Origin of the sequence: Sporosarcina sp. FSL K6-1508 (assembly GCF_038007465.1) — a bacterium.
Classification (GTDB): Bacteria; Bacillota; Bacilli; order Bacillales_A; family Planococcaceae; genus Sporosarcina; species Sporosarcina psychrophila_B.
On sequence record NZ_JBBOXF010000001.1, the window covers coordinates 4,287,317 to 4,308,371 of the forward strand.

A 21,055-nucleotide genomic window follows, 5' to 3' on the forward strand; every position below is an offset into this window, starting at 1 on the left:
CATCGATACCTATATGACCGCATTTCAACGTAAAATGAGTAATAAGAAAAGCGTAAGCGCCTTGGTAGACCCGAAAGGCATAAGTCGATCCAACGACGTGGCGGTCTTTGCCACATAGCTGGATTGCTTATGACCTGAGGGACTAGGCGCTGAAGCTAGACACTGCTCCAGGTTCAAAAACTTATACTTTCTTTTAAAAAAAGCCGCTGCAGCTAGTCTTATAAAAAGACAGCTGCGACGGCTTTTAGTTTGACTATTTTACGAATAATACTTTTTCACAACATCCGCACATCGTTTGCAGAGTGTAGGGTGGGTTTCATCTGTTCCAATCGTCTCAGAGATCGTCCAGCAACGGTCACATTTCTCTCCATCTGCTTTTTCAACAAGGACACTTACCGTATCCAGTTTCAAAGTCCCTTCAGGCATGTTAGCCATCTCACCTTCAGTAAACTGAGACACGATGAAGAATTGCGCAAAGTCAATATCATCAGCCGCAAAGACATCTTGCAGACTTTCAGGAACGGCAACCGTTACTTTCGCTTCAAGCGATTTTCCAATGACTTTACCATTTCGTGCTTCTTCAAGCGCCTTCAGCACATCATCACGGACAAGCATCAATGTAGCGAAACGTTCACGCAATACATGTGCTTCCTCGCCTAGATCCTGTGCTTGCGGCATATCTGTTAGCTGAATACTTTCTTCAGTTTTATGCTCGATAAATGCCCACATTTCATCTGTCGTATGTGGCACAATCGGTGTCAACAGTTTCAGCAGTGTTATTAGTGTTTCATACATCACTGTCTGCATCGCACGTCGGTGTGAATGATCTGCCCCTTCGATATAGACAACATCTTTAGCAATATCAAGATAGAACGAGCTCAATTCACCCGTACAGAAGTTATTTACTGCATGGTAAACACTTGCAAATTCATAGTTATCATAAGCATTACGCACTTCTGTGATCAAATCCTGTAATTTCACATAGACAAATTTGTCTACTGTACGTAGATTTTCAAATGCAACTGCGTCTGTAGCCGGATTGAAGTCCGATGTATTACCATGCAGGAAACGAAGTGTGTTACGGATTTTTCTGTACACTTCGGAAACTTGCTTGAAGTTCGAGTCAGAAACCCGTACATCCGCTGTGTAATCAACAGAGGATACCCACAGGCGAAGAATGTCTGCGCCGAGCTGGTTCATTACTTTTGCAGGAACGATGACATTTCCGATTGATTTACTCATTTTACGTCCTTCGCCGTCAAGAGTGAAGCCGTGGCTTAGCAAGCTCTTATAAGGTGCATGGCCGTTGATCGCGACACTTGTCGTAAGGGATGAATTAAACCACCCTCGGTATTGGTCAGACCCTTCAAGATACAAGTCAGCCGGGTAAACCAGATCATCCCGTTCTACTAGCACACCTTGGTGCGTCGAGCCTGAATCGAACCAGACATCCATGATATCCGTCTCTTTCGTGAATTGCCCATTCGGACTTCCTTCGTGCGTGAACCCTTCTGGCAGTAAATCTTTTGCTTCTCGTTCGAACCAGATGTTCGACCCGTTTTCACGGAACAGCTCCGAAACGTTGGCAATTGTTTCATCTGTAATGATTGGTTCACCGTTTTCAGCGTAAAATACTGGAATAGGAACGCCCCATACACGCTGCCGTGAAATACACCAGTCTCCGCGGTCGCGAACCATATTATATAGTCTTGTTTCTCCCCATGAAGGTGTAAATTTCGTATTTTTAATTGCATCAAGCAATTCCGTACGGAATGACTCAATTGAAGCAAACCATTGTGCAGTCGCGCGGTAAATAACCGGCTTTTTCGTACGCCAATCATGCGGATAAGAGTGAGTGATGAATGATAATTTCTTAAGCGCGCCCACTTTGTCGAGTGCTTCTGTAACTGCTTTATTTGCATCTTCATAAAACAGGCCTTCGAAGCCTGGCGCTTCATCAGTCATTACACCGCGATCATCGATAGGAGAAAGGGCATCGATACCATATGATTTAGACACGTAGAAGTCATCTTCCCCGTGACCTGGAGCTGTATGGACACATCCAGTACCCGCTTCGGCTGTAACATGATCACCGAGCATAACAAGCGAATCGCGGTCATACAATGGGTGCTTCGCAACAACACGGTCGAGTTCAGAACCTTTCAGTTCACGCTCAACAACAGGGTCTTCCCAGCCAAGTTCTTCTGCGACAAACGTAAGTAAATCTTTAGCGATAAGGAATTTCTCTTCTCCCGCTTTAACAATAACGTATTCAAATTCCGGATGGACAGAAATCCCAAGGTTTGCAGGAATCGTCCATGGAGTCGTCGTCCAGATTAAGAAGTTAACATCTTCATCAATTACGCCAAGTCCATCTTTCACAGGGAAACTTACATAGATAGATGGTGACTTCTTATCCTGGTACTCGATTTCCGCCTCAGCAAGTGCAGATTCACTTGATGGTGACCAATAAACCGGTTTCAATCCTTTATAGATATATCCTTTTTTAGCCATTTCACCAAACACTTGAATTTGACGCGCCTCAAAAGCTGGTTTCAGCGTGATATATGGATTATCCCAATCGCCACGTACACCGATTCGTTTGAACTGGCTGCGTTGACTGTCAATCTGGCTAAGGGCATATTCCTCACACATTTTACGGAATTCAGCAACTGATAGTTCTTTTCTCTTTACACCTTTATTAACTAGCGCCTGTTCAATTGGCAGTCCATGTGTATCCCAGCCTGGGACATAAGGAGCGTGGAAGCCTGTCATTGATTTATGACGGACAATCATATCTTTCAACACTTTGTTCATCGCATGTCCCATATGAAGGTCACCGTTCGCATATGGAGGGCCATCGTGCAATACAAAGAACGGACGCCCAGCAGTTCGCTCCTGTACTTTTTTATAAATGTCCATCTCTGCCCATTTTTCTTGTAATAACGGCTCTTTGTTCGGCAAGTTGCCTCTCATCGGGAATTCTGTTTTAGGCATAAGCAACGTATCTTTGTAATCCATTATGTTTTCCTCCTTTAAAATTAGAAAAGCGTAAGGCGCCGTCCAGCCCCGACAGGCATAAGTGAAAAGGAAGGCAGTCTGAGTGCGCGACGTCCTGTCGCGAAGACTGCATACCTACATCCCGTAGGCACGAGGAGGCGTACTTCAGCCACCAAGGAGGGATGTAGTTCAATCCCTCTTACAGAAAAACGGCTTTTGACCCGAGGGGGTGGCGCCTGAAGCTAGACACCGTGCCATGTTTCAAAAAATTATCCTTAATTTTTGAAAAGCGCAAGTAGTTCGTAGCCTAAGTCCGCTACATCTTATGACAATAAAAAAATCCCCGCCCCTAAAAAGGGACGAAGAATTATTCTCGCGTTACCACCCTACTTGCAGCAAACGAATTTGCTGCCACTCAGACACCGTAACGGGGTGTGCCCGGGATTACGTACATCATTCCGCAATCCGGCTCAAGAGTGATTTTCGCTTCCAATCTGTTGACCGGGCTTCCACCGCCCCCGGCTCGCTTTTCACAAATTTGAAAAGTACTCTCTCTTTCAATGCCTGTTATAAATATATGCACATTATTATATGTGTGAATTAAGACAAAAGTCAAGTTTCCTTACGAATCAAGGTCGGCTGCTATTTCTAACTGCTCCGTATTTATTTCATACTCAAGTAAAACGTCCCAGTCATCTGACTGGATAAGATCAAGTTGTGCTTCAATTAGCATTTTGAAACGTGTGCGGAAGACTTTCGACTGTTTTTTTAGATCTTCAATTTCCACAGAAATTTTGCGTGCGCGGGAAAGAGCTTCATTGACAATTCGATCCGCATTCTTTTCTGCTTCTTTGATGATCAGCTTTGATTCCTTCATAGAGTTGCGGCGAACGTCTTCCGCAGCTTCTTGTGCGATGAGAATTGATTTTTGCAGTGTCTGCTCGATTGAGTTGAAATGGGAGACCTGTTCTTCTGATTGTTTCAAACTGCTTTTCAACGCTTTATTTTCCTCAAGGACATTTTCATAATCCTTCATTACTTGTTCCAAGAATTCATTTACTTCATCTTCATTATATCCACGGAACTTATTGGCGAATTCTTTATTATGTATATCAAGTGGTGATAAAGCCATTTGAAGCATCTCCCCTTTAACTTATTCATTCTCTATTATACATGTTGTGCCATCAGAAAACAGTTCTTTTTCAAACTATTATCTGATAATGCGAAACTTCAATCATTGGAGTACTTCTATCTTCTTTATAGTTGAGTAAACCAGCGATTTACCGCTACTGTGGGCAACATCATTCTAATTTCCCAATGGCAATTCTAATCTTGTCTTTACGCGTTCTTCCTTCAATTGCAATCACTTTAAAACGGCCAGAACCTCTTATTGATAGCATGTCCGATTCTTGAAGTTCAAATGCGGGCTGATCCCGAACGGCCCAGTTCACTTTCACTTTTTCCCCGTGAATAAGTGAAGCCGCTTTTTGGCGTGGAATATTGGCTAACGCCGCGGTAACTACATCGAGTCTTAAAGAACTGACAATATGCATTTCCTCTGTCCATGTATCCGTCGTGACAATCCAGTCTTCCGGCAGACCATTTTCTTCAACCGTCACTTTCGCTTTTCCAATCGACACAAAATTTGCCGCCATATAATCTTTTAACTCATCAGCAACTGCAAATTGAACTTTATCGTCCTCCACCCGGATGTCCCCGAACTTCGACCGATCGATTCCCAAAGCCATCATCGAACCTAGGATATCCTTATGATCAAGTTTTAAAAATTTAGATGCATATTTCACATCGAACATAGCTATTCTGTAATCTAATGGCTCGGGCACATAATAATCTGGATAGATAAGAATTCTTCTTCGCTCCGCTTCGGGAAATGCACCATGCGATCCAATCAGCAGCATGGAACTGCCAGCAAGCGATTCAACAATACGCTGTTGCCTTGGATCCAGAAATCCCGTCAATTTTGGGGAATAGGTGTCCTCTACTTCACGTATCCAACCAATCGCCATTTCGATGAAGGGCTGTTCATCTTTCCTAAAATGCTGCAGTATTGTTTCCATTTCTCCGACTCCTTATAGAAAAATCCTCACATAAGTGAGGACAACATAATTATTCTATGATTCAAATCCAAAAGGTTAAATATAATGTTCCCTCATATTATGGAATAGCCCTAACAGAAGTAAATGAAACAAGATTTAAAGGCTGAGTTACTGATCCCATTCAATACCGCGTGTCGTTCTAGCTATTTTCTATAGAACTTTCCTTTTGGGGTTAATCAACCTATAAAATCATATTAAATACTGCTGCTACACCATTAGTAATTAACCTTAACGCAAATATGCCCACGATTGGTGAAATATCAATCATTCCAAGCGGCGGTATGAACTTCCTGAAGAACCCTAAATAAGGTTCTGCAATCTTCTCAAGAATTTTACCGAATTTTGTCTCACGTGATGCAGGTACCCATGACATTAAAATATAAATGATAAGAAGTATTGAGTAAATCTGAATTGCTCCAGCTATGCCTTGATTAAGTAACACTAAGATATTTTCCATTCTATTTCGTACACCTCATTCAATTTCTATCGTTCATTAAGTAACACTAAGATATTTTCCATTCTATTTCGTACACCTCATTCAATTTCTATCGTTCAAAGTAATCAGAAATTGCCCCGGCAACTTCCACATTTTCTGGTACACATAGGAAAATATCCGTTCCAATTCGCTGAATGTCCCCGCCAAGCGCATAAACGGTTCCACTAAGGAAATCGACAATTCGAATTCCCTGATCGCGTTCGATTCGCTGCAAGTTGACAACAACTGCCCGTTTATTTTTCAGATGTTCCGAAATATCTTGTGCTTCCGCGTAAACGCGCGGTTCAATAAGAATGACTTTAGAGGACTTTTGAACACTTTGCAAGCTGACAACCGTTGCCGATTGCTGTACTTCGCCTGCCGTTTGTTTTCTCATTGGTCCTTTACGCGGCTGCTCCGATACTGGACGCTGTTCTTCTCGCCGCGGCTGTTCTGGCACATCGCTTTCTTCATCTTCCAGATAGAACCATTTTTCAAACTTATTTTTAATGCTCATATGTCTCCCTCGCTTTCTGCTCCGACAAGTGCAGTCCCGATTCTTACGTGGGTTGCACCTTCTTCAATAGCGATAATGAAATCATTTGACATTCCCATGGACAATTCCGTACATGGTGCATGTGGCATACTTTTTGCTGAGATACCGTCCCGAAGTTCTCTTAGTGAACGGAATACGATCCGAATCTCATCCGCTTCATGCGTGAAAGGAGCCATCGTCATTAAACCTATAATTCTGACTTTGTTATAAACCGCGGCTTCTTCGATGAAGCTATCAAGTTCAATTGGCGCTATACCTGATTTGCTAGCTTCCCCAGAAACATTTACTTGGATGAAACAGTCAACGGTATGATCTGCACGTTTGTGGATTTCTTTTACCAAACTCATTCGATCAACAGAATGTAAATAATCGATTCGATTGATGATTTCTTTAACTTTTCTACTTTGAACATTACCGATGAAATGCCAAATGGCTTCACTTTTTATCATTTCCTGTTTCCCAAACAGACCTTCGGGGCGATTTTCACCCAGATGATGAATCTGCGCATCTAGGACCGCAGATGCTCTAACTGCCGAAACTTCCTTCGTAACAGCAACGACCGTGATTTCAGATCTATTTCGCCCTGTTCGGTCACAAGCAGCTTGTATATCTTGTTCAATTTTTTGTATTCTTTGTTGGAGATCGGCCATTTTTATCACTACTTTTCATCAATCTTTCATTTCATTGTACCAACCTAACCAAAACATATCAATAATAAATCATTTTTCTGCCTCCTTTTTGCCTACAAGTACAATATCTTTACCGATTGTTGTAATCTCTGTAAGATTGACACGTTTCGTATCCTTGTTTTTTGCATCAAAAAAACTGTTCCTTTCCCCTCCGCCAACGTGTAAGGATTCTACTTTACCATTTACAATATCAATCGTCGCATCTTGGACAAATCCAAGGAATGAACCCTTGGTAACGTCTATAACTTCTTTTTTTTGTATTTCTGAAAACCTCATAAAATCCCTCCTTACAATGACTATATGCACATAAACGTAAGAAAAAACGCAATGCAGCTATCGCATTGCGTTACATTTATCATTTATGGTCCATCCCTTCCCGTATGGTTTGTACTGCGCTCTTCTCCAATCTTGAAATTTGTGCTTGTGAAATGCCTAGTTCCTTGGCGATTTCAGTTTGCGTTTGTCCCAAGTAAAATCGTTTTGAAAGAATGGATTGTTGCCTTTCGTCCATCGTAGATACTGTTTCCTTTACAGATACATACGTTAACCACCGTTCCTCAGAAACGGTTTTATCCTGTATCTGATCCATCATGAACACTGGATCTCCGCCATCACCATTCATCGGTTCATGCAGCGACATAGGATCTTGAATGGCATCAAGCGCAAACAGAATATCGTCGGCAGGTATGCCTGTCGCTTCTGACAAATCGGATATTCGCGGTTCCCTCTGATTATCATTAATGAACTGCTCTTTTGCTCTAATTGCCTTATATGCAATATCCCGAAGTGATCTTGACACCCGTATTGAGTGATGGTCACGCAGATGTCTTTTTATTTCCCCAATTATCATTGGGACTGCGTATGTTGAAAATCTTACATTATGTTTCAGATCAAAGTTATCAATCGACTTAAGCAAGCCGATACATCCGACTTGGAATAAGTCATCCGCTTGTTCCCCCCTATAGGCGAATCTTTGAACCAGACTAAGGACGAGTCGTAAATTGCCAATGACGAGTTCTTCCCGAGCTGCATGATCTCCGCTCTGCAACCTGATAAACGTTGCTTTCATCACGTCGTTTGTGAGTAATGGCAATTCGGACGTATCGATTCCACAAATTTCTACCCTTGTACGCACCATTCGCTTTTCCTCCACATTCTGTAGATGACTGTACGAGATAGTGTATCCGCAGTTGCCTAGAATATGCGGGGAATCGTATCGCCAATTTCAACCATTATGCAATTGGTTGATTTAAACTTTCACGTAATTCAAAAATGATTTTCTTTTCGAGGCGTGAAATATAAGATTGGGATATCCCAAGTAGTTCTGCCACTTCTTTTTGTGTCATTTCTACTTCTCCTGTCAAACCAAAACGGCATTCCATAATATAGCGTTCTCGTTCTTCAAGACTCATAATTGCCTCAATCATATGCTGACGCTCGATTTTCTTTTCAACGTCGTCAATGATAATGTGCTCATCAGTACCAAGAATATCCGACAACAGTAATTCATTACCATCCGCATCGGAATTAAGCGGCTCATCAAATGAAATTTCTGAACGTGTCTTATTTGTTTTACGGAGATGCATCAAAATTTCATTTTCAATACAGCGTGATGCATAAGTAGCTAATTTTATATTTTTGTCAATTTTGAATGTTTCAATTGCCTTTATAAGTCCAATAGCGCCGATGCTAATGAGATCTTCAATATGTGTATTTGTGTTATCAAAACGACGTGCAATGTAAACAACAAGACGAAGGTTTTTTTCAATCAGTCTATCGCGCGCATTCATATCGCCTTCCATAAAGGCTTTGATTGTTATAGCCTCTTCTTCCCGGGTCAACGGCTTTGGCAGGGATTCATGTCCTCCAATATAGTATGCGCCGTTTTTCCGTTTAAAAAAGCTGGTGATTATCGACATCCATTTTCTGATTTTATACAGCATAAGCAGTTCCCCTCTCCCCGTTTAATGACTCCATTGCGGATACATGCAAAATCGCTCCTGCGCCGTCAGGATAACGGCGGTCATTTTTTGTCACAACAATATAACCTGGTTGAAGCACATTGCCATCTTCTAAAACCCAACGATTGAATCTAAAGCCAACTGCCCAGGAATGTCCTTGTACCGTTACTAACCGAATGAGCCGAATTTGTTTGTGATAGCTGTCGGGAAATGCGGACATAGAAGGCGGACCGAGTGGATCCCAAGCAAGCATCGGTTTCATCAAATCTTCCGGAATATGCTTTTCCAGCACCTTTAACGACACGAAATGTACAGGTGAGCCAGACAATGGCTCCGTGCAGCCGTTCCCCGAATCGACGAATACATCAATCTCTATTTCTGCATCCCAAATATGAATGACGGACGATGCTCGAAGCTCTGATACGTGACGTACGGTTCTGACATCAAGCCACTTTTTCCTCATGAAATAAAGAGAGACATATGCGACGACCGCGTAGACGAGAACAGTAAACGGCGAACTGAAGATATTGATGCGATACTGAATAACAGTCAATAAACCGCCAGCAAATACCGCACCTATCAAAACCATTATGGCAGATTTTTTCCACAGTTCGAAAGCCTTTCCAAAAGCACAAACAGTCATACAAATAAAAGAAATGATTACAACACTAGCCGATGATGGAAGAATCACAACAGGCAACGCACCCGCAAAAGAGGCGAACAATAGACGTCCACGGGCGACTTGAACGTTCCCTACTTTGTTGGCGAATGACAGAATCGTATAATTGAATAACATATTCACTCCGACAATGAGTTCCCCGTACATAAGCCGCCCTCCCTGACAACAACGATAGCACCTATATGCTGAAATGTTTGTCGGAACGAGGGGTAGGTGAAAAAAAGAAATCGACAGGATTCGATTTTGGAGATTGGATTGTGAGGTTGGGAATATGATTGTTGGTCAGGCTATATGAGCGGTCAATCATGCTATTTGATCGGTCGACCTAGCTATATGAGCGGTCGTGCACGCTATTTGATCGGTCACACGGCTATATGAGCGGTCAATCACGCTATTCGATCGGTCACACGGCTATATGAGCGGTCAATCACGCTATTCGATCGGTCGCAGCTATATGAGCGGTCAATCACGCTATTCGATCGGTCGCAGCTATATGGGCGGTTGTTCATGCTATTCGATCGGTCGACCTAGCTATATGAGCGGTCTTTCATGCTATTTAATCGGTCACACGGCTATATGAGCGGTCTTTCATGCTATTTGATCGGTCGACCTAGCTTTATGATCAGCCGACACGCTATATGGAAGATCACACATTTTTTATGATCTTTTGAGTAACTACCCCTATTCTAACCAAACATCAAAAAAGCTTTCCAGAAAGTGCAGTTGCACTTTCTGGAAAGCTTTTGGCCATTCATTATTATCGACGGCGATTACGTAAGAACGTAGGTATATCTAGCGCATCATCTTGCTGACCGCTTTGTGGCTGGCGGGTCGGTTCCGGTTGTTGGAACTGTGGCGCTTCCTCTCTGCGCTCTCGCGTCGGAGGCTGTTGAGCCGGTGGTTGCTGTTCACGTGTTTGTGAACGGCTTGCACCGAAGCCTGGGCTTCTTGCAGGACGTGCTGCGGTAAGCTGTTCTTCGCTGAACCCTGTTGCAATAACTGTTACGATAATCTCATCCTTCAAATTATCGTTGATGACAGAACCGAAGATCATATTGACATCTTCATCTGATGCAGACGCAACGATGTCTGCAGCTTCTTGCACTTCGAATAGACTCAAGTTTGAACCGCCTGTAATATTCATAAGTACACCTTTAGCCCCGTCAATTGATGTTTCGAGCAAGGGACTAGAAATGGCTTTCTTCGCCGCTTCTGCAGCACGGTTTTCTCCCGTAGACATCCCGATTCCCATCAGAGCAGAACCTTTATTAGACATGATTGTCTTAACATCGGCAAAGTCCAAGTTGATAAGTCCTGGAACAGCGATCAAATCTGAGATACCTTGAACCCCTTGACGCAGGACGTTATCTGCTTCACGGAATGCTTCTAGCATCGGCGTATTTTTATCGACAATCTCAAGCAACTTATCATTTGGTATAACGATTAAAGTATCCACAGATTCTTTCATAGATGTAATGCCACCGATTGCCTGCGTCTGACGTTTACGGCCTTCAAACGTGAACGGCCTAGTAACGACACCGACAGTTAGAGCTCCAAGATCTTTCGCAATCTGCGCGATGACCGGGGCAGCTCCTGTACCTGTTCCGCCGCCCATACCTGCAGTTACAAATACCATATCGGATCCGCGCAATGCTTCTTCGATTTGCTCCCTGCTTTCTTCAGCAGCTTTTTTACCGACTTCAGGATTCGCACCTGCTCCGAGTCCGCGCGTCAATTTACCGCCAATCTGTAATTTCACTTCAGCAGTTGACAGATTTAGTGCTTGTGCATCCGTATTCACTGCGATAAATTCCACACCCTGCACACCATGTTCAATCATTCTATTTACAGCATTATTGCCGCCACCGCCAACACCAATTACTTTGATGACTGCTAGTGCGTCAACATTTGTATCGAATTCCAGCATCTTCTCTCCTCCTAGTCCATTTCATACAATTATTCATTGACTCATTCGAAGAAATTGTCAAAAACTTTCTTTGCTTTATCTAAAATACCAGGTTTCTTTTCTTTATTTCGGTCAACAGGCTTTTTCTTGTTGACTGAAACCGGCGTATGATTCTCAGAAGCCGACATTGTCGGTGAATCTGGCACATGTCCGAAATAGGTATCTTGCATATGAGCATAACGTATAAGTCCTACCGCCGTCGTATACATTGGTTCCCTTACCCCGATATATTCCGGTGTATGGATACGGACTCTGGTTTTTAAGACATGTCTTGCTAGTTGAAGAAGACCATCCATTTTCGTTATACCACCGGTCAATACGACTCCGCCTGGCAGATCATGCACGCCCATGCGGTACAATTCTTCCAGTACGAGATCAAAAAGTTCTTCAAGCCGTACACCGATGATTTCCGATATGTATCGCTGGCTATATTGATCTTTTGAATCGGCACCGATGACAGGAACTTCAAACAACTCATCATCCGATGCATCGTCAGAGAAGGCATGTCCATACTGGTGCTTGATTTTTCTAGCCTGCTCAGTTGGGGTTTTCAAAATAATTGACAGATCTTTTGTAATGTGATCTCCACCCACAGGTATAACCGCTGTTGCCATGAATCGATTTTCACCAAAAATGGAAACGGTTGTAGAACCTCCACCGATATCGATGTACGCGCTCCCATGATTTTTTTCATCATCCGTCAGGGCAAACGTTCCTGCCGCAAGCGGTTGTAAATAGATTTCTCGTATTACGAGGCCTGCTCGTTCCACGCAGCGCAATATATTATGAACTAGTGTTTTTGATGTTGTAATAAGTGTTCCGTCCATTTCAAGTCGGACACCAATCATCCCGCGCGGATCCGTTATTTCATCATAATCATCTACAATGAATTGTTTCGGAATGATATTGACGATTTCCCGCTCAGGTGGAACAGACATAACTTGTGCAGATTTCATGACCCGATCCAGGTCGTCGTCAGTAATTTCACGATTTTCCGAGTTAACTGCCACAACTCCTTTGACGTCTTGTAACAAAACGCCATTTGCGGGAATGCCGAGAATAACTTCGCGGATTTGCATCCCTATCATCCTCTCGGCTTGATCTACCGCTTTTCGGATAGATTGGACAGTTGCATCAATATCGATGATTGTCCCTTTCCGAATTCCAGCAGATTGAACATTGCCGACTCCGATAACGTGCAGGGATCCGCCATCCACTTCACCGATTAATACTTTAACCGACGAAGAACCTATATCAAGTGATACATATAATTCTGATTGGCTCAATTACTGGCACCTCCCATATCAACTCTTAACTCCCATTCTATTGTATTGCGAGCGTATTGTCTAAATATTTTCGACATCTCTTATTCAAACCCTTTCATTAAGGTGCATTTGTATTTGAAACTTTTCCCCGCTCTGTCCATTTCACGAGCAGAATTCTTCTAATAACTGCGATATTCTGGAATAATCTAACACCGAATGCAAAAATTGCGGCGAGATATAAATCGACTCCCAGATGCACCCCTAGGAACGCCAGAATGGCCGCCAGTGCTATGTTAAAGAAGAATCCGGATATAAACACCTTATCATCGTAGACTTGCTGTAAATAAGCCCTGATGCCCCCGAATAATGTGTCAAGAGCAGCTAGCACGGCAATCGATAAGTAATTATCATATATTTGCGGAATTTGAATATCCGATAATAGACCAAGCGATATCCCGAGTATAAGCCCAAGTAAAGGTAACCACATAAGTCATTCCCCTTTCGGCAATTCCTCTAAAAATTGATTTTCAAACTTTTCGGGATAGCCGCGGACTTCCACTGCCATCTCCGGCTTCCCGACTTCGAGGATTAAATCGTCTAGATAAAAATCATCATGGATTGTCGATGCTGCTAAATAATTGTACAATTTTTCACTATCCTCGAGGGTCGGAGAAATTATTTTCATGGAGAAAGGTGGCGTTGAAACATTTAATCCATTTACTGTTGTCATCCCATTAATATCCCTGATGGAACTCAATACCGTATATCGCTTGCCATCAATTTCTAGAATAAGCCCCTTAAAGCGGTTCAAATCATTGACAAAGCGCGTCAGAAGATCTGGAGATATCCCGGTTATCGGCAAGCCAAATGCCACACTTTCAGCTGACGGTCGAACTTTAATAATGATACCTGGTCCTTCAACATCCGTAACGCCAGCTTGGCGATAGAGCTTGTCCACCGTTTGGGTCAGGGCCTTCCCAGTGTTTTTATTATTTAATGATTTGTATGTAAGTATGGTCTTGTCCAACTCACGAATTTCAGAAAGCAATTCAGAGTGAAATTGCTTTTCCGTTGCCAAATCTTGGCGGATTGCCCAGATGTCTCGCGTATCTCGTTCCGCGGGGTTTTTCATCGAATTGTATTGGACGGCTGTCATAAACCCGACAAGGAGTAAAATTAATGTAAATCTCCAGTGTATTGTTTTTTTCATCCGTCCAACCTCCCGCCCTATTATTCAACTTTCATTCCGCAAAGCTAATAATTGTATATCTTTTGATTGTTCCGTAGTGACCACAATATTATCTCGAATTAGGCTATCAATCACACCGCCTTTTAAATACAATGCCGAAGAAAGTACGTCCATATCACCAATCGCCTCTATAACGAACGGCGCAGGAAATGTTCTTCCATCAATCGTAATAACAGGGCCTGTGCATTTGATATAAGAGTTTGATGTGATTCTTTGTCCATTTATCGCTAATCCTTGTGCTCCGGAAATCCTTAATTCATTGACGACTCGAAGTATATGACTTTCATGAACAATATAATCATTCGGGTTCTGTTCAATGGGATCATAATCGGCATCTTTTAAGGTAACCTTAACACCTTGTCCAATAGCAGGGATTACACCAAGCAGCAAGCGGAGATTTTTTGCCTCTTCAACAAGTCCGGCATGATCTTTTTCTCCTGCAGAGAAAGATCGTTCATACTCACGTATCTCTTCCTGCTTGGCGGCGATTTCATCAGTCAATTCCTTATTCCGTTCCTGCTGACTTATTAAGCCTTCCCGGTAATCCTCTTCCTTGATGAATGCAAGAGATTGTGTATTATCGGGATCCTGATTTATGCCAAGAGTTCGATATGAAAACGCAAGGATGAAGCCAAGTACAAGAAAAACGACAGAAAAAAGAATGCTTCTCCCCCTTTTTTTGTATTCATCATTCACCTTCTTCGCCAATCGGATCTTCCTCCTCTATTCCCCCGTATACTTTACTAAAAGGAGTGAAAAATGCGCCGACCTCCATGTCAATTACACCTTTTTCATTGCCGTTCAATTGTGCGGTAATATCCGGATAATACGTCATATTTTCTGCAAACGTTGAAATGAATGCACGAACCTCGTACCCATCATCCATATAGACTGTTATACTATCCGAATCATCTTCTTCGCCCATCACAATGATTTCTGATATCAAGTGATAAACGCTTTCGTCCAATTTTAGGAGCTGTTTTGTTATTCGCTTCCGCGTGTCTGGATTTTTAAAATTATTTAAAACGGGAGATTCTGCCTCAGGCGACAACATTGTGGTCGGGAACATTTCTCCACTTTCTAACAGCAAACTATACTGGCCGCCGTCTTCAAGATAGGCAACCGTCTTCCATTCAGTAATCTCGATTTCAATATCCCTGAACCATTTCCGTGATACGGACACTTTTTTTACACCTTCAATTTTCCCCAGTGATTCTTCGATGTCTTCAGTACTAAAACTCCAAAGAGAGTTGTCCACCGTTAAACCACTCTGTTCTTCGTAAAATGCCGGCTCATGGAGGACCGCACCGCTGACTTTAATCGCCTCAAGTTTGCTAAGCGGTGATTGAAAATAAAGGATTGCCAGGAGCGCAATAACGAACACAGTCAACATGAATAGGAATTTTTTATTTGTCTTCCTGCGGCGTCTTTCCCGCATGGATGGAATTCGTTCTTCAATATCAATGACTTTGTCCATTTTGGCCCCTCCTTTATCAATTCGATTTTCTGCCAACTGTAAAATGCATAATGGTTCCAGCCGCTATCCAAGTCGTCATCAGCGATGAGCCACCATAACTTATAAACGGCAACGTGACACCCGTTACAGGTAAGAGCCCTGATACGACGCCAACATTTAAGAAGGTTTGAAAGATAATCATCGAACCCATTCCTGCAACCATCAAAAATGCATAGCGCCCTTTCGTTCTAATGGCAATTCCGAAAGTAGATGCCAATAGAACGACAAATAGCAACAAGACTAAAGTTGCCCCGATGAATCCCGATTCTTCCGCGATAATCGAAAAAATAAAATCATTTTGCGGTTCAGGCAAATAGAGATATTTCTGGCGGCTATTCCCGTAACCATGGCCGACCAACCCTCCCGGCGCAATTGCAAACAAAGACTGAATCCCCTGAAAGCCTTTTCCAAGCGGGTCACTCCATGGATCGATATACGTTTTGATACGATCCAGTCGGTATGGTGCCGCGGCAATAAGTGCAACAAATGCACCGATTCCAGCAAACCCCAGAAATGCGAAAAACTTTAGTGGATATCCGGCGATGAACAGAATAATGAATGCCGAGACAATCATAATAACAGCTGAACCTAGATCAGGTTGCAACATGATTAGAGCGGCAGGCAAGAGAATCAATCCGAAATGGCTAAATCGAAAAATACCTTTTCCATGAACATTGTCCAAACTGCATGCCAATTTCCCAATCAGTGCGACTTTGACGAACTCAGCCGGTTGAATACTGAAAGGGCCAAGTGCAATCCAGCTTTGAGACCCGTTCCTCACTGCACCGATTCCCGGAATAAGGACAGCAACGAGTAACAGAATTGTCAACCAATAGATAAACGTCCAAGTTTTTGTGGCCGATGTCAGTGGGCTTTTCATAATAACAAGTGCAATGCCGATTGACACTGCCATGTAAATTCCTTGTTTTACGATGAATGGCGAGGATTCCGCATAATGGACAGCTCCCCAATACGAACCGGCGGAATGGACAAAAGCCAATCCGATGAACGACAGCGCCACGGCAGAAACAATAAATGACGTTTTCAACTTAGCTTCCAGTGAACGCATCCTTCCGCAAATTTGCTGAATCAACTAAATGACTATTTATATATTGAAATAAAGAATTTCATTGAATTTGTTGCGGCGCTAGGGGATACCTCCCGCCCTAAGCCACGCGGCAGTAGCTGTCACTACAAACTGAACAATCTCTAGGAGCTAAAGATTCCTATTAACTCTTATAACTCCATAACCGCTTCTATAAACAGATCGCCTCTGGTTTCAAAACTTGGGTACTGATCCCAGCTAGCACAAGCGGGTGAAAGCAGAATGATATCTCCAGAGGAACTAAGCGGATAGGCTTTTCGCACAGCATCCTTCACATCCACAGCCATCGTAATAGTGTCGACACCACATGAAGCTGCAAATTCCCTGAACTTCTCGGCCGTCTCCCCGACAGCAATAACCACTTTTACATTTTTCATATAAGGCGCTAACTCTTCAAATGAATGTCCCCTGTCCAATCCTCCAGCGATAAGGATAGTCGGCGCGTCGAACGCGGCTAATGCGCTTTTGGTGGCCAGCGTATTTGTCGCTTTTGAATCATTGTAAAACTTACGGCCTTTTAACTCCTTAACAAATTGCATCCGATGACGGACACCGGTAAAGGAACTTAAGACATTCTCGATTGCTTTTTTGTCACACCCTAAAAGGATTGCAGCCGCAGTCGCAGCAAGAATATTTTCAAGATTATGTTGCCCTGGTAACTTGATGACGGACCGCAGTACATAAGGTTCCCCATTCCAGTATATTTGCTCATCATCCGCCGATATACCTTGTTCCTTCATTCCCATCAAAGAAAAAGGAACTTTCACAGCAGACGAACGTGTTGCATACTTACGCAGGTCCGGCTGATCATTATTGTATATAAAGAAGTCTTCCTCGGTTTGATTTCTTGAAATATTGTATTTTGCTGCCGCATAGGCCTCAGACGTACCGTGATAATCAAGATGTGAATCATATAAATTCGTCCAAATCGCAATTTTAGGTCGGAAAGTTTCCGTGCCCATCAGCTGGAATGACGACGCCTCAAGAACAATGATATTATCTTTTGTCGCTTTTTCGGCAACTGTACAAGAGACCGTTCCAATGTTACCTGCGATGAGCGGCTGTTTACCGCCGATATTAAGCATATGGTATAGCAAAGTTGTCGTTGTCGTTTTACCATTCGATCCTGTAATCCCGACAATCGGTGCTTCGCTTATCCTTGAAGCAAGTTCCATTTCCGTCCATACCGGGATCCCTTTACGAATTGCTTCTTCAACAACCGTATTGTTGTAAGGGATTCCGGGATTTTTAACAACAATGTCATAATCTTCATCCAGAATGTCAGGAGGATGACCTCCACATATTACACGGATACCTTCCGAGAGTAGCTCTGCCGCCTCTGCATTACCCTCTTCCGGTGACGCATCATTGACTGTCACAAGCGCTCCAGCAGTATGTAAAAGCTTTGTCGCTGCATAGCCACTTTTAGCAAGACCAAGGATAAGGATTTTCATTCCATTAAACTGATTTGCATCCTTCACTTACATCACCTCCAGCAAGACAGGGAGAATTGCCGCAAGGAAAGCGACTCCCCAAAAAACAATTACGATTTTCCATTCAGACCAACCCGATAATTCAAAATGATGATGAATCGGACTCATCTTAAACACCCGTTTACCTGTCGTTTTAAAACTGATAACCTGAATAATAACGGAAAGCGTTTCAATGACGTAGACGATCCCGATGATAACAAGAAGGAATTCCTGTTTTATTAATACCGACATCATTGCAAGTGCTCCGCCTAGTGCCAGAGATCCCGTATCACCCATAAATACTTTGGCCGGCTTGACATTGAATACTAGGAAACCGAGCATCGCACCTGTCACAACAAATGCAAAGACCGCAATATCATGCTGCCCGTATATAAGAGCGTGAACGCCAAACGCTGCAAAAGCGATAGATGATGTCCCAGCTACAAGTCCATCCAATCCGTCTGATAAATTCACGGCATTGGAGAATCCTACAAGCCAGAATACAAGAAATGCTACGTAGAATACGCCCAGTTCAATGTTAAAGTCGGTGAATGGAATTTGTACAGCAGTATCGAATGGCCCCAGCTTCAAAAGGAAGAATGCAGCAACTGCAACGATAATTTGACCGATCAGCTTCTGAATGGAAGTAAGCCCAAGATTTCTTTTCAAGACCACGATTATGAAATCATCCAGAAAACCAATAACGCCAAAACCTACAAGGACGAGCAACAAGACAATCGTCTGTGTCGTCAGTACGCCATATATGTATGATAGGGCGAGCGTCGAAATGATAATTGAACCGATGAAAATAAGCCCGCCCATCGTAGGTGTGCCCGCCTTTTTCTGATGAGTTTGGGGACCTTCCTCCCGGATGCTCTGCCCAAACTTCAATCTCCTAAGAGCCGGGATGATAACAAATCCCAATAATGTTGAAATGATAAACGCAACGGCAATAGCCGTCAATGTCGTGACAAGTGTCATGATTTTTTCTCCTTCTAACTTCTGAAACAGTATGTTTATATGGCTGCTTCAGACTTTGCATTTAAGTTATATAGTGTTCGAAAGGTAGTACAAAAAATCCTGGCCGTCTAAGTGCAAGCCCGGACTTTTTGAACATCCTTTTTTGGTCATTCCGTATAAACATGAATCACATCATCAACTGTAATCAACGTCTCGGCAGCTGGCAACTGGTATTTCACTTTTTCACCAGAACCATGCCATTCGATACGATACGTATACAATTGGCTAGTAATTTTACTTTTTGTCATCCCTGTAAGATCTGGAACTCGGTATGTCAAAGGATCTCCCCACCGGTATTCCTTTTCAATTTGCCCTTCCCTGGCCGTTACATCCGCCAGCGGAGCAATTTCTTCCATTATGCGCCCTACGATAGGTGCAGCTATAACACCACCGAACTGGACTGAGTTTTTCGGGCTATCAATCGCAAGGTAAACAAGTAATTCTGGATCATCAGCAGGTGCGAATCCGATGAATGAAACGATATAGTCACCATCTTTATAAACACCATCGACAACTTTTTGTGCAGTCCCAGTCTTACCGCCTACACGCAGTCCATCTGTAAATGCATTACGGCCAGAACCATTTGCAACAACCGATTCAAGCGCTTCCCGAACTTGCTTAGATGTTTCCTCACTGATGACCTGCCGCTGCATCTCAGGTTCAAATGATTGAAGCGTCTTTCCTTTATCATCTGTTATTTCCTTCACGATATACGGACGATAAAGATAACCGCCGTTTATTGCTGCAGCGACAGCCTGCACTTGTTGGATCGGTGTGACTGATATTCCTTGACCAAATGCAGTTGTCGCTTGCTCTACAGGACCAAAAGCTTTTTCGGAAAAAAGAATTCCTTTTGACTCGCCTGCAATTCCTGATCCGGTCGATTGTCCGAAACCGAAGTCCCTAATGTATTTATCAAGCTTTTTGCCACCTAGTCTTTGACCAATTTCAACAAATCCCGGGTTGCATGAATTTTCGACGACTTCAAGGAAGGTCTGATCCTTGTGTCCTCCTCTGCTCCAACAGCGGAGCCTCGCTTTACCTACCATCACATAACCTGGATCATAAAATTGATCCTTATGAAGATCAATGACCTTCTCTTCAAGTCCGGCAGCAAGAGTAACGATTTTAAATGTCGATCCCGGCTCGAAAGTCATCCAGACGGGTAAATTCCGATTATAAATACTTGGGTCCACATTTTGGTATTCCGCCGGATTGAAAGTCGGCGCAGAGGCGAGCGATAGCAATTCACCCGTTTTTGGGTTCATCACAATTGCAAGCGCTTGAGTCGAGTCATACTTTTCCATCGCCTGTAATAATTCACGCTCGACAATTTTCTGTATACGTACATCGATCGTCAACTCGACATTAGCGCCTTTTTCCCCAGTCTTAAAGGCATCATCCACATGCGGGAGCGGAATTCCTTTTGCATCCGTATACAAACGAATTCTATCGCCTGTTCCTGACAGTATTTCATCATATGCATATTCGATGCCAGCTAATCCGTCACCATCATAGCCTGTAAAGCCAATCAGCCTAGATAGTAGATCACCATTCGGGTAATGCCTGGCGAAATCGACGCCTGTATACAAACCATCTATTTGTAGACGGGCAATTTCGTCCGCCTGCTCTTTTGTAATGTTTTTACCTTCAGGTGCCAGCTTTACCATTACCTCTTTTTTATCCATTTTCTTTTCCAATTCTTGCGCGTCCATTCCAAGAATGGGCGCCAGCGCAGTTGCTGCACTTGTCACTTCACGATTTTGGGATGGCATGAAGTACAAGGTCGGTGCCAATCTGTTACCGACGATCAAATCTCCATTCCTATCGACGATATCCCCGCGCATTCCGCCGAACGGAATTTCACGGTCCCAGTTCGCTTCTGCACGTCCTTTTAGTAATTCATGATCAATAATTTGAACATGAAATAGTTTTGCAACTACCATCCCAAGACAAATAAGGAATATGACAAATACTGCTCGCAA

At 43.1% G+C, this 21,055-nt stretch carries 21 protein-coding genes and 1 other annotated feature; of the genes, 1 reads left to right on the forward strand and 20 read right to left on the reverse strand.

Going from position 1 to position 21,055, the window contains the following annotated elements; genetic code table 11:
• Positions 1 to 258: 258 nt before the first annotated feature.
• The 10 genes from ileS to MKZ11_RS22020 form a co-directional block, all read right to left on the reverse strand.
• The gene (gene ileS, locus MKZ11_RS21975) at positions 259 to 3,021 is read right to left on the reverse strand and encodes an isoleucine--tRNA ligase (RefSeq protein ID WP_340796474.1); all 2,763 of its coding nucleotides are present in this window, start codon (positions 3,019 to 3,021) and stop codon (positions 259 to 261) included.
• 331 nt (positions 3,022 to 3,352) lie between these two features.
• Positions 3,353 to 3,570 (reverse strand) — a binding site (T-box leader).
• 52 nt (positions 3,571 to 3,622) lie between these two features.
• On the reverse strand, positions 3,623 to 4,132 hold the full coding sequence (locus tag MKZ11_RS21980; protein WP_340796475.1) for a DivIVA domain-containing protein: 510 nt from the start codon (positions 4,130 to 4,132) through the stop codon (positions 3,623 to 3,625).
• A 169-nt stretch (positions 4,133 to 4,301) separates the two neighbouring features.
• Positions 4,302 to 5,078: a YlmH family RNA-binding protein gene (locus tag MKZ11_RS21985; RefSeq protein WP_340796476.1), complete on the reverse strand. Its 777-nt coding sequence runs from the start codon at positions 5,076 to 5,078 to the stop codon at positions 4,302 to 4,304.
• A 220-nt stretch (positions 5,079 to 5,298) separates the two neighbouring features.
• A complete protein-coding gene (locus tag MKZ11_RS21990) occupies positions 5,299 to 5,574 on the reverse strand; it encodes a YggT family protein (protein WP_340796477.1) in 276 nt (91 codons plus the stop codon).
• An 88-nt stretch (positions 5,575 to 5,662) separates the two neighbouring features.
• On the reverse strand, positions 5,663 to 6,109 hold the full coding sequence (locus MKZ11_RS21995) for a cell division protein SepF (protein WP_340796478.1): 447 nt from the start codon (positions 6,107 to 6,109) through the stop codon (positions 5,663 to 5,665).
• On the reverse strand, positions 6,106 to 6,798 hold the full coding sequence (locus MKZ11_RS22000) for a YggS family pyridoxal phosphate-dependent enzyme (RefSeq protein WP_340797087.1): 693 nt from the start codon (positions 6,796 to 6,798) through the stop codon (positions 6,106 to 6,108). The genes MKZ11_RS21995 and MKZ11_RS22000 overlap by 4 nt, the downstream gene beginning before the upstream one ends.
• Before the next feature lie 69 nt (positions 6,799 to 6,867).
• The gene (locus tag MKZ11_RS22005) at positions 6,868 to 7,113 is read right to left on the reverse strand and encodes a PRC-barrel domain-containing protein (RefSeq protein ID WP_340796479.1); all 246 of its coding nucleotides are present in this window, start codon (positions 7,111 to 7,113) and stop codon (positions 6,868 to 6,870) included.
• A 79-nt stretch (positions 7,114 to 7,192) separates the two neighbouring features.
• Positions 7,193 to 7,975, reverse strand: a complete 783-nt coding sequence (sigG, locus tag MKZ11_RS22010; RefSeq protein WP_340796480.1) for an RNA polymerase sporulation sigma factor SigG — start codon at positions 7,973 to 7,975, stop codon at positions 7,193 to 7,195.
• Positions 7,976 to 8,069: 94 nt separating this feature from the next.
• Entirely contained in the window at positions 8,070 to 8,780 is a 711-nt protein-coding gene (gene sigE, locus MKZ11_RS22015) for an RNA polymerase sporulation sigma factor SigE (RefSeq protein ID WP_340796481.1), read from the reverse strand.
• Positions 8,770 to 9,624 carry a sigma-E processing peptidase SpoIIGA gene (locus MKZ11_RS22020; protein WP_340796482.1) on the reverse strand — a complete coding sequence of 285 codons (855 nt, stop codon included), beginning with the start codon at positions 9,622 to 9,624 and terminating at the stop codon, positions 8,770 to 8,772. The genes sigE and MKZ11_RS22020 overlap by 11 nt, the downstream gene beginning before the upstream one ends.
• Before the next feature lie 268 nt (positions 9,625 to 9,892).
• Between MKZ11_RS22020 and MKZ11_RS22025 the strand changes: the two genes are divergently transcribed.
• A complete protein-coding gene (locus MKZ11_RS22025; protein ID WP_340796483.1) occupies positions 9,893 to 10,057 on the forward strand; it encodes a hypothetical protein in 165 nt (54 codons plus the stop codon).
• 177 nt (positions 10,058 to 10,234) lie between these two features.
• Here MKZ11_RS22025 and ftsZ read toward each other — a convergent pair whose 3' ends face one another.
• From ftsZ to MKZ11_RS22075, 10 genes are all read right to left on the reverse strand, one after another.
• Positions 10,235 to 11,404, reverse strand: coding sequence for a cell division protein FtsZ (gene ftsZ / locus MKZ11_RS22030; RefSeq protein ID WP_340796484.1), 1,170 nt, complete (start codon positions 11,402 to 11,404; stop codon positions 10,235 to 10,237).
• 41 nt (positions 11,405 to 11,445) lie between these two features.
• On the reverse strand, positions 11,446 to 12,729 hold the full coding sequence (gene ftsA / locus MKZ11_RS22035; protein ID WP_340796485.1) for a cell division protein FtsA: 1,284 nt from the start codon (positions 12,727 to 12,729) through the stop codon (positions 11,446 to 11,448).
• 97 nt (positions 12,730 to 12,826) lie between these two features.
• Positions 12,827 to 13,195 carry a small basic family protein gene (locus tag MKZ11_RS22040; protein WP_340796486.1) on the reverse strand — a complete coding sequence of 123 codons (369 nt, stop codon included), beginning with the start codon at positions 13,193 to 13,195 and terminating at the stop codon, positions 12,827 to 12,829.
• A 3-nt stretch (positions 13,196 to 13,198) separates the two neighbouring features.
• The gene (locus MKZ11_RS22045; protein WP_340796487.1) at positions 13,199 to 13,918 is read right to left on the reverse strand and encodes a DUF881 domain-containing protein; all 720 of its coding nucleotides are present in this window, start codon (positions 13,916 to 13,918) and stop codon (positions 13,199 to 13,201) included.
• Between the two features lie 24 nt (positions 13,919 to 13,942).
• The gene (locus MKZ11_RS22050) at positions 13,943 to 14,665 is read right to left on the reverse strand and encodes a DUF881 domain-containing protein (protein ID WP_340796488.1); all 723 of its coding nucleotides are present in this window, start codon (positions 14,663 to 14,665) and stop codon (positions 13,943 to 13,945) included.
• Complete coding sequence (locus MKZ11_RS22055) at positions 14,646 to 15,434, reverse strand: cell division protein FtsQ/DivIB (RefSeq protein WP_340796489.1); 789 nt, start codon at positions 15,432 to 15,434, stop codon at positions 14,646 to 14,648. The genes MKZ11_RS22050 and MKZ11_RS22055 overlap by 20 nt, the downstream gene beginning before the upstream one ends.
• Before the next feature lie 16 nt (positions 15,435 to 15,450).
• On the reverse strand, positions 15,451 to 16,566 hold the full coding sequence (ftsW, locus tag MKZ11_RS22060; RefSeq protein WP_340796490.1) for a putative lipid II flippase FtsW: 1,116 nt from the start codon (positions 16,564 to 16,566) through the stop codon (positions 15,451 to 15,453).
• Positions 16,567 to 16,709: 143 nt separating this feature from the next.
• On the reverse strand, positions 16,710 to 18,059 hold the full coding sequence (gene murD / locus MKZ11_RS22065; protein ID WP_340796491.1) for a UDP-N-acetylmuramoyl-L-alanine--D-glutamate ligase: 1,350 nt from the start codon (positions 18,057 to 18,059) through the stop codon (positions 16,710 to 16,712).
• Positions 18,060 to 19,031, reverse strand: a complete 972-nt coding sequence (gene mraY / locus MKZ11_RS22070) for a phospho-N-acetylmuramoyl-pentapeptide-transferase (protein WP_340796492.1) — start codon at positions 19,029 to 19,031, stop codon at positions 18,060 to 18,062.
• Positions 19,032 to 19,177: 146 nt separating this feature from the next.
• A complete protein-coding gene (locus MKZ11_RS22075; protein ID WP_340797088.1) occupies positions 19,178 to 21,016 on the reverse strand; it encodes a penicillin-binding transpeptidase domain-containing protein in 1,839 nt (612 codons plus the stop codon).
• Positions 21,017 to 21,055 lie beyond the last annotated feature (39 nt).

Coding starts and splice junctions, on each gene's coding strand:
- ileS (WP_340796474.1), bottom strand. CDS start 3,021: ATGGATTACAAAGATACGTTGCTTATGCCTAAAACAGAATTCCCGATG.
- MKZ11_RS21980 (WP_340796475.1), bottom strand. CDS start 4,132: ATGGCTTTATCACCACTTGATATACATAATAAAGAATTCGCCAATAAG.
- MKZ11_RS21985 (WP_340796476.1), bottom strand. CDS start 5,078: ATGGAAACAATACTGCAGCATTTTAGGAAAGATGAACAGCCCTTCATC.
- MKZ11_RS21990 (WP_340796477.1), bottom strand. CDS start 5,574: ATGGAAAATATCTTAGTGTTACTTAATCAAGGCATAGCTGGAGCAATT.
- MKZ11_RS21995 (WP_340796478.1), bottom strand. CDS start 6,109: ATGAGCATTAAAAATAAGTTTGAAAAATGGTTCTATCTGGAAGATGAA.
- MKZ11_RS22000 (WP_340797087.1), bottom strand. CDS start 6,798: ATGGCCGATCTCCAACAAAGAATACAAAAAATTGAACAAGATATACAA.
- MKZ11_RS22005 (WP_340796479.1), bottom strand. CDS start 7,113: ATGAGGTTTTCAGAAATACAAAAAAAAGAAGTTATAGACGTTACCAAG.
- sigG (WP_340796480.1), bottom strand. CDS start 7,975: ATGGTGCGTACAAGGGTAGAAATTTGTGGAATCGATACGTCCGAATTG.
- sigE (WP_340796481.1), bottom strand. CDS start 8,780: ATGCTGTATAAAATCAGAAAATGGATGTCGATAATCACCAGCTTTTTT.
- MKZ11_RS22020 (WP_340796482.1), bottom strand. CDS start 9,624: ATGTACGGGGAACTCATTGTCGGAGTGAATATGTTATTCAATTATACG.
- MKZ11_RS22025 (WP_340796483.1), top strand. CDS start 9,893: ATGAGCGGTCAATCACGCTATTCGATCGGTCGCAGCTATATGAGCGGT.
- ftsZ (WP_340796484.1), bottom strand. CDS start 11,404: ATGCTGGAATTCGATACAAATGTTGACGCACTAGCAGTCATCAAAGTA.
- MKZ11_RS22040 (WP_340796486.1), bottom strand. CDS start 13,195: ATGTGGTTACCTTTACTTGGGCTTATACTCGGGATATCGCTTGGTCTA.
- MKZ11_RS22045 (WP_340796487.1), bottom strand. CDS start 13,918: ATGAAAAAAACAATACACTGGAGATTTACATTAATTTTACTCCTTGTC.
- MKZ11_RS22055 (WP_340796489.1), bottom strand. CDS start 15,434: ATGGACAAAGTCATTGATATTGAAGAACGAATTCCATCCATGCGGGAA.
- mraY (WP_340796492.1), bottom strand. CDS start 19,031: ATGACACTTGTCACGACATTGACGGCTATTGCCGTTGCGTTTATCATT.
- MKZ11_RS22075 (WP_340797088.1), bottom strand. CDS start 21,016: ATGGTAGTTGCAAAACTATTTCATGTTCAAATTATTGATCATGAATTA.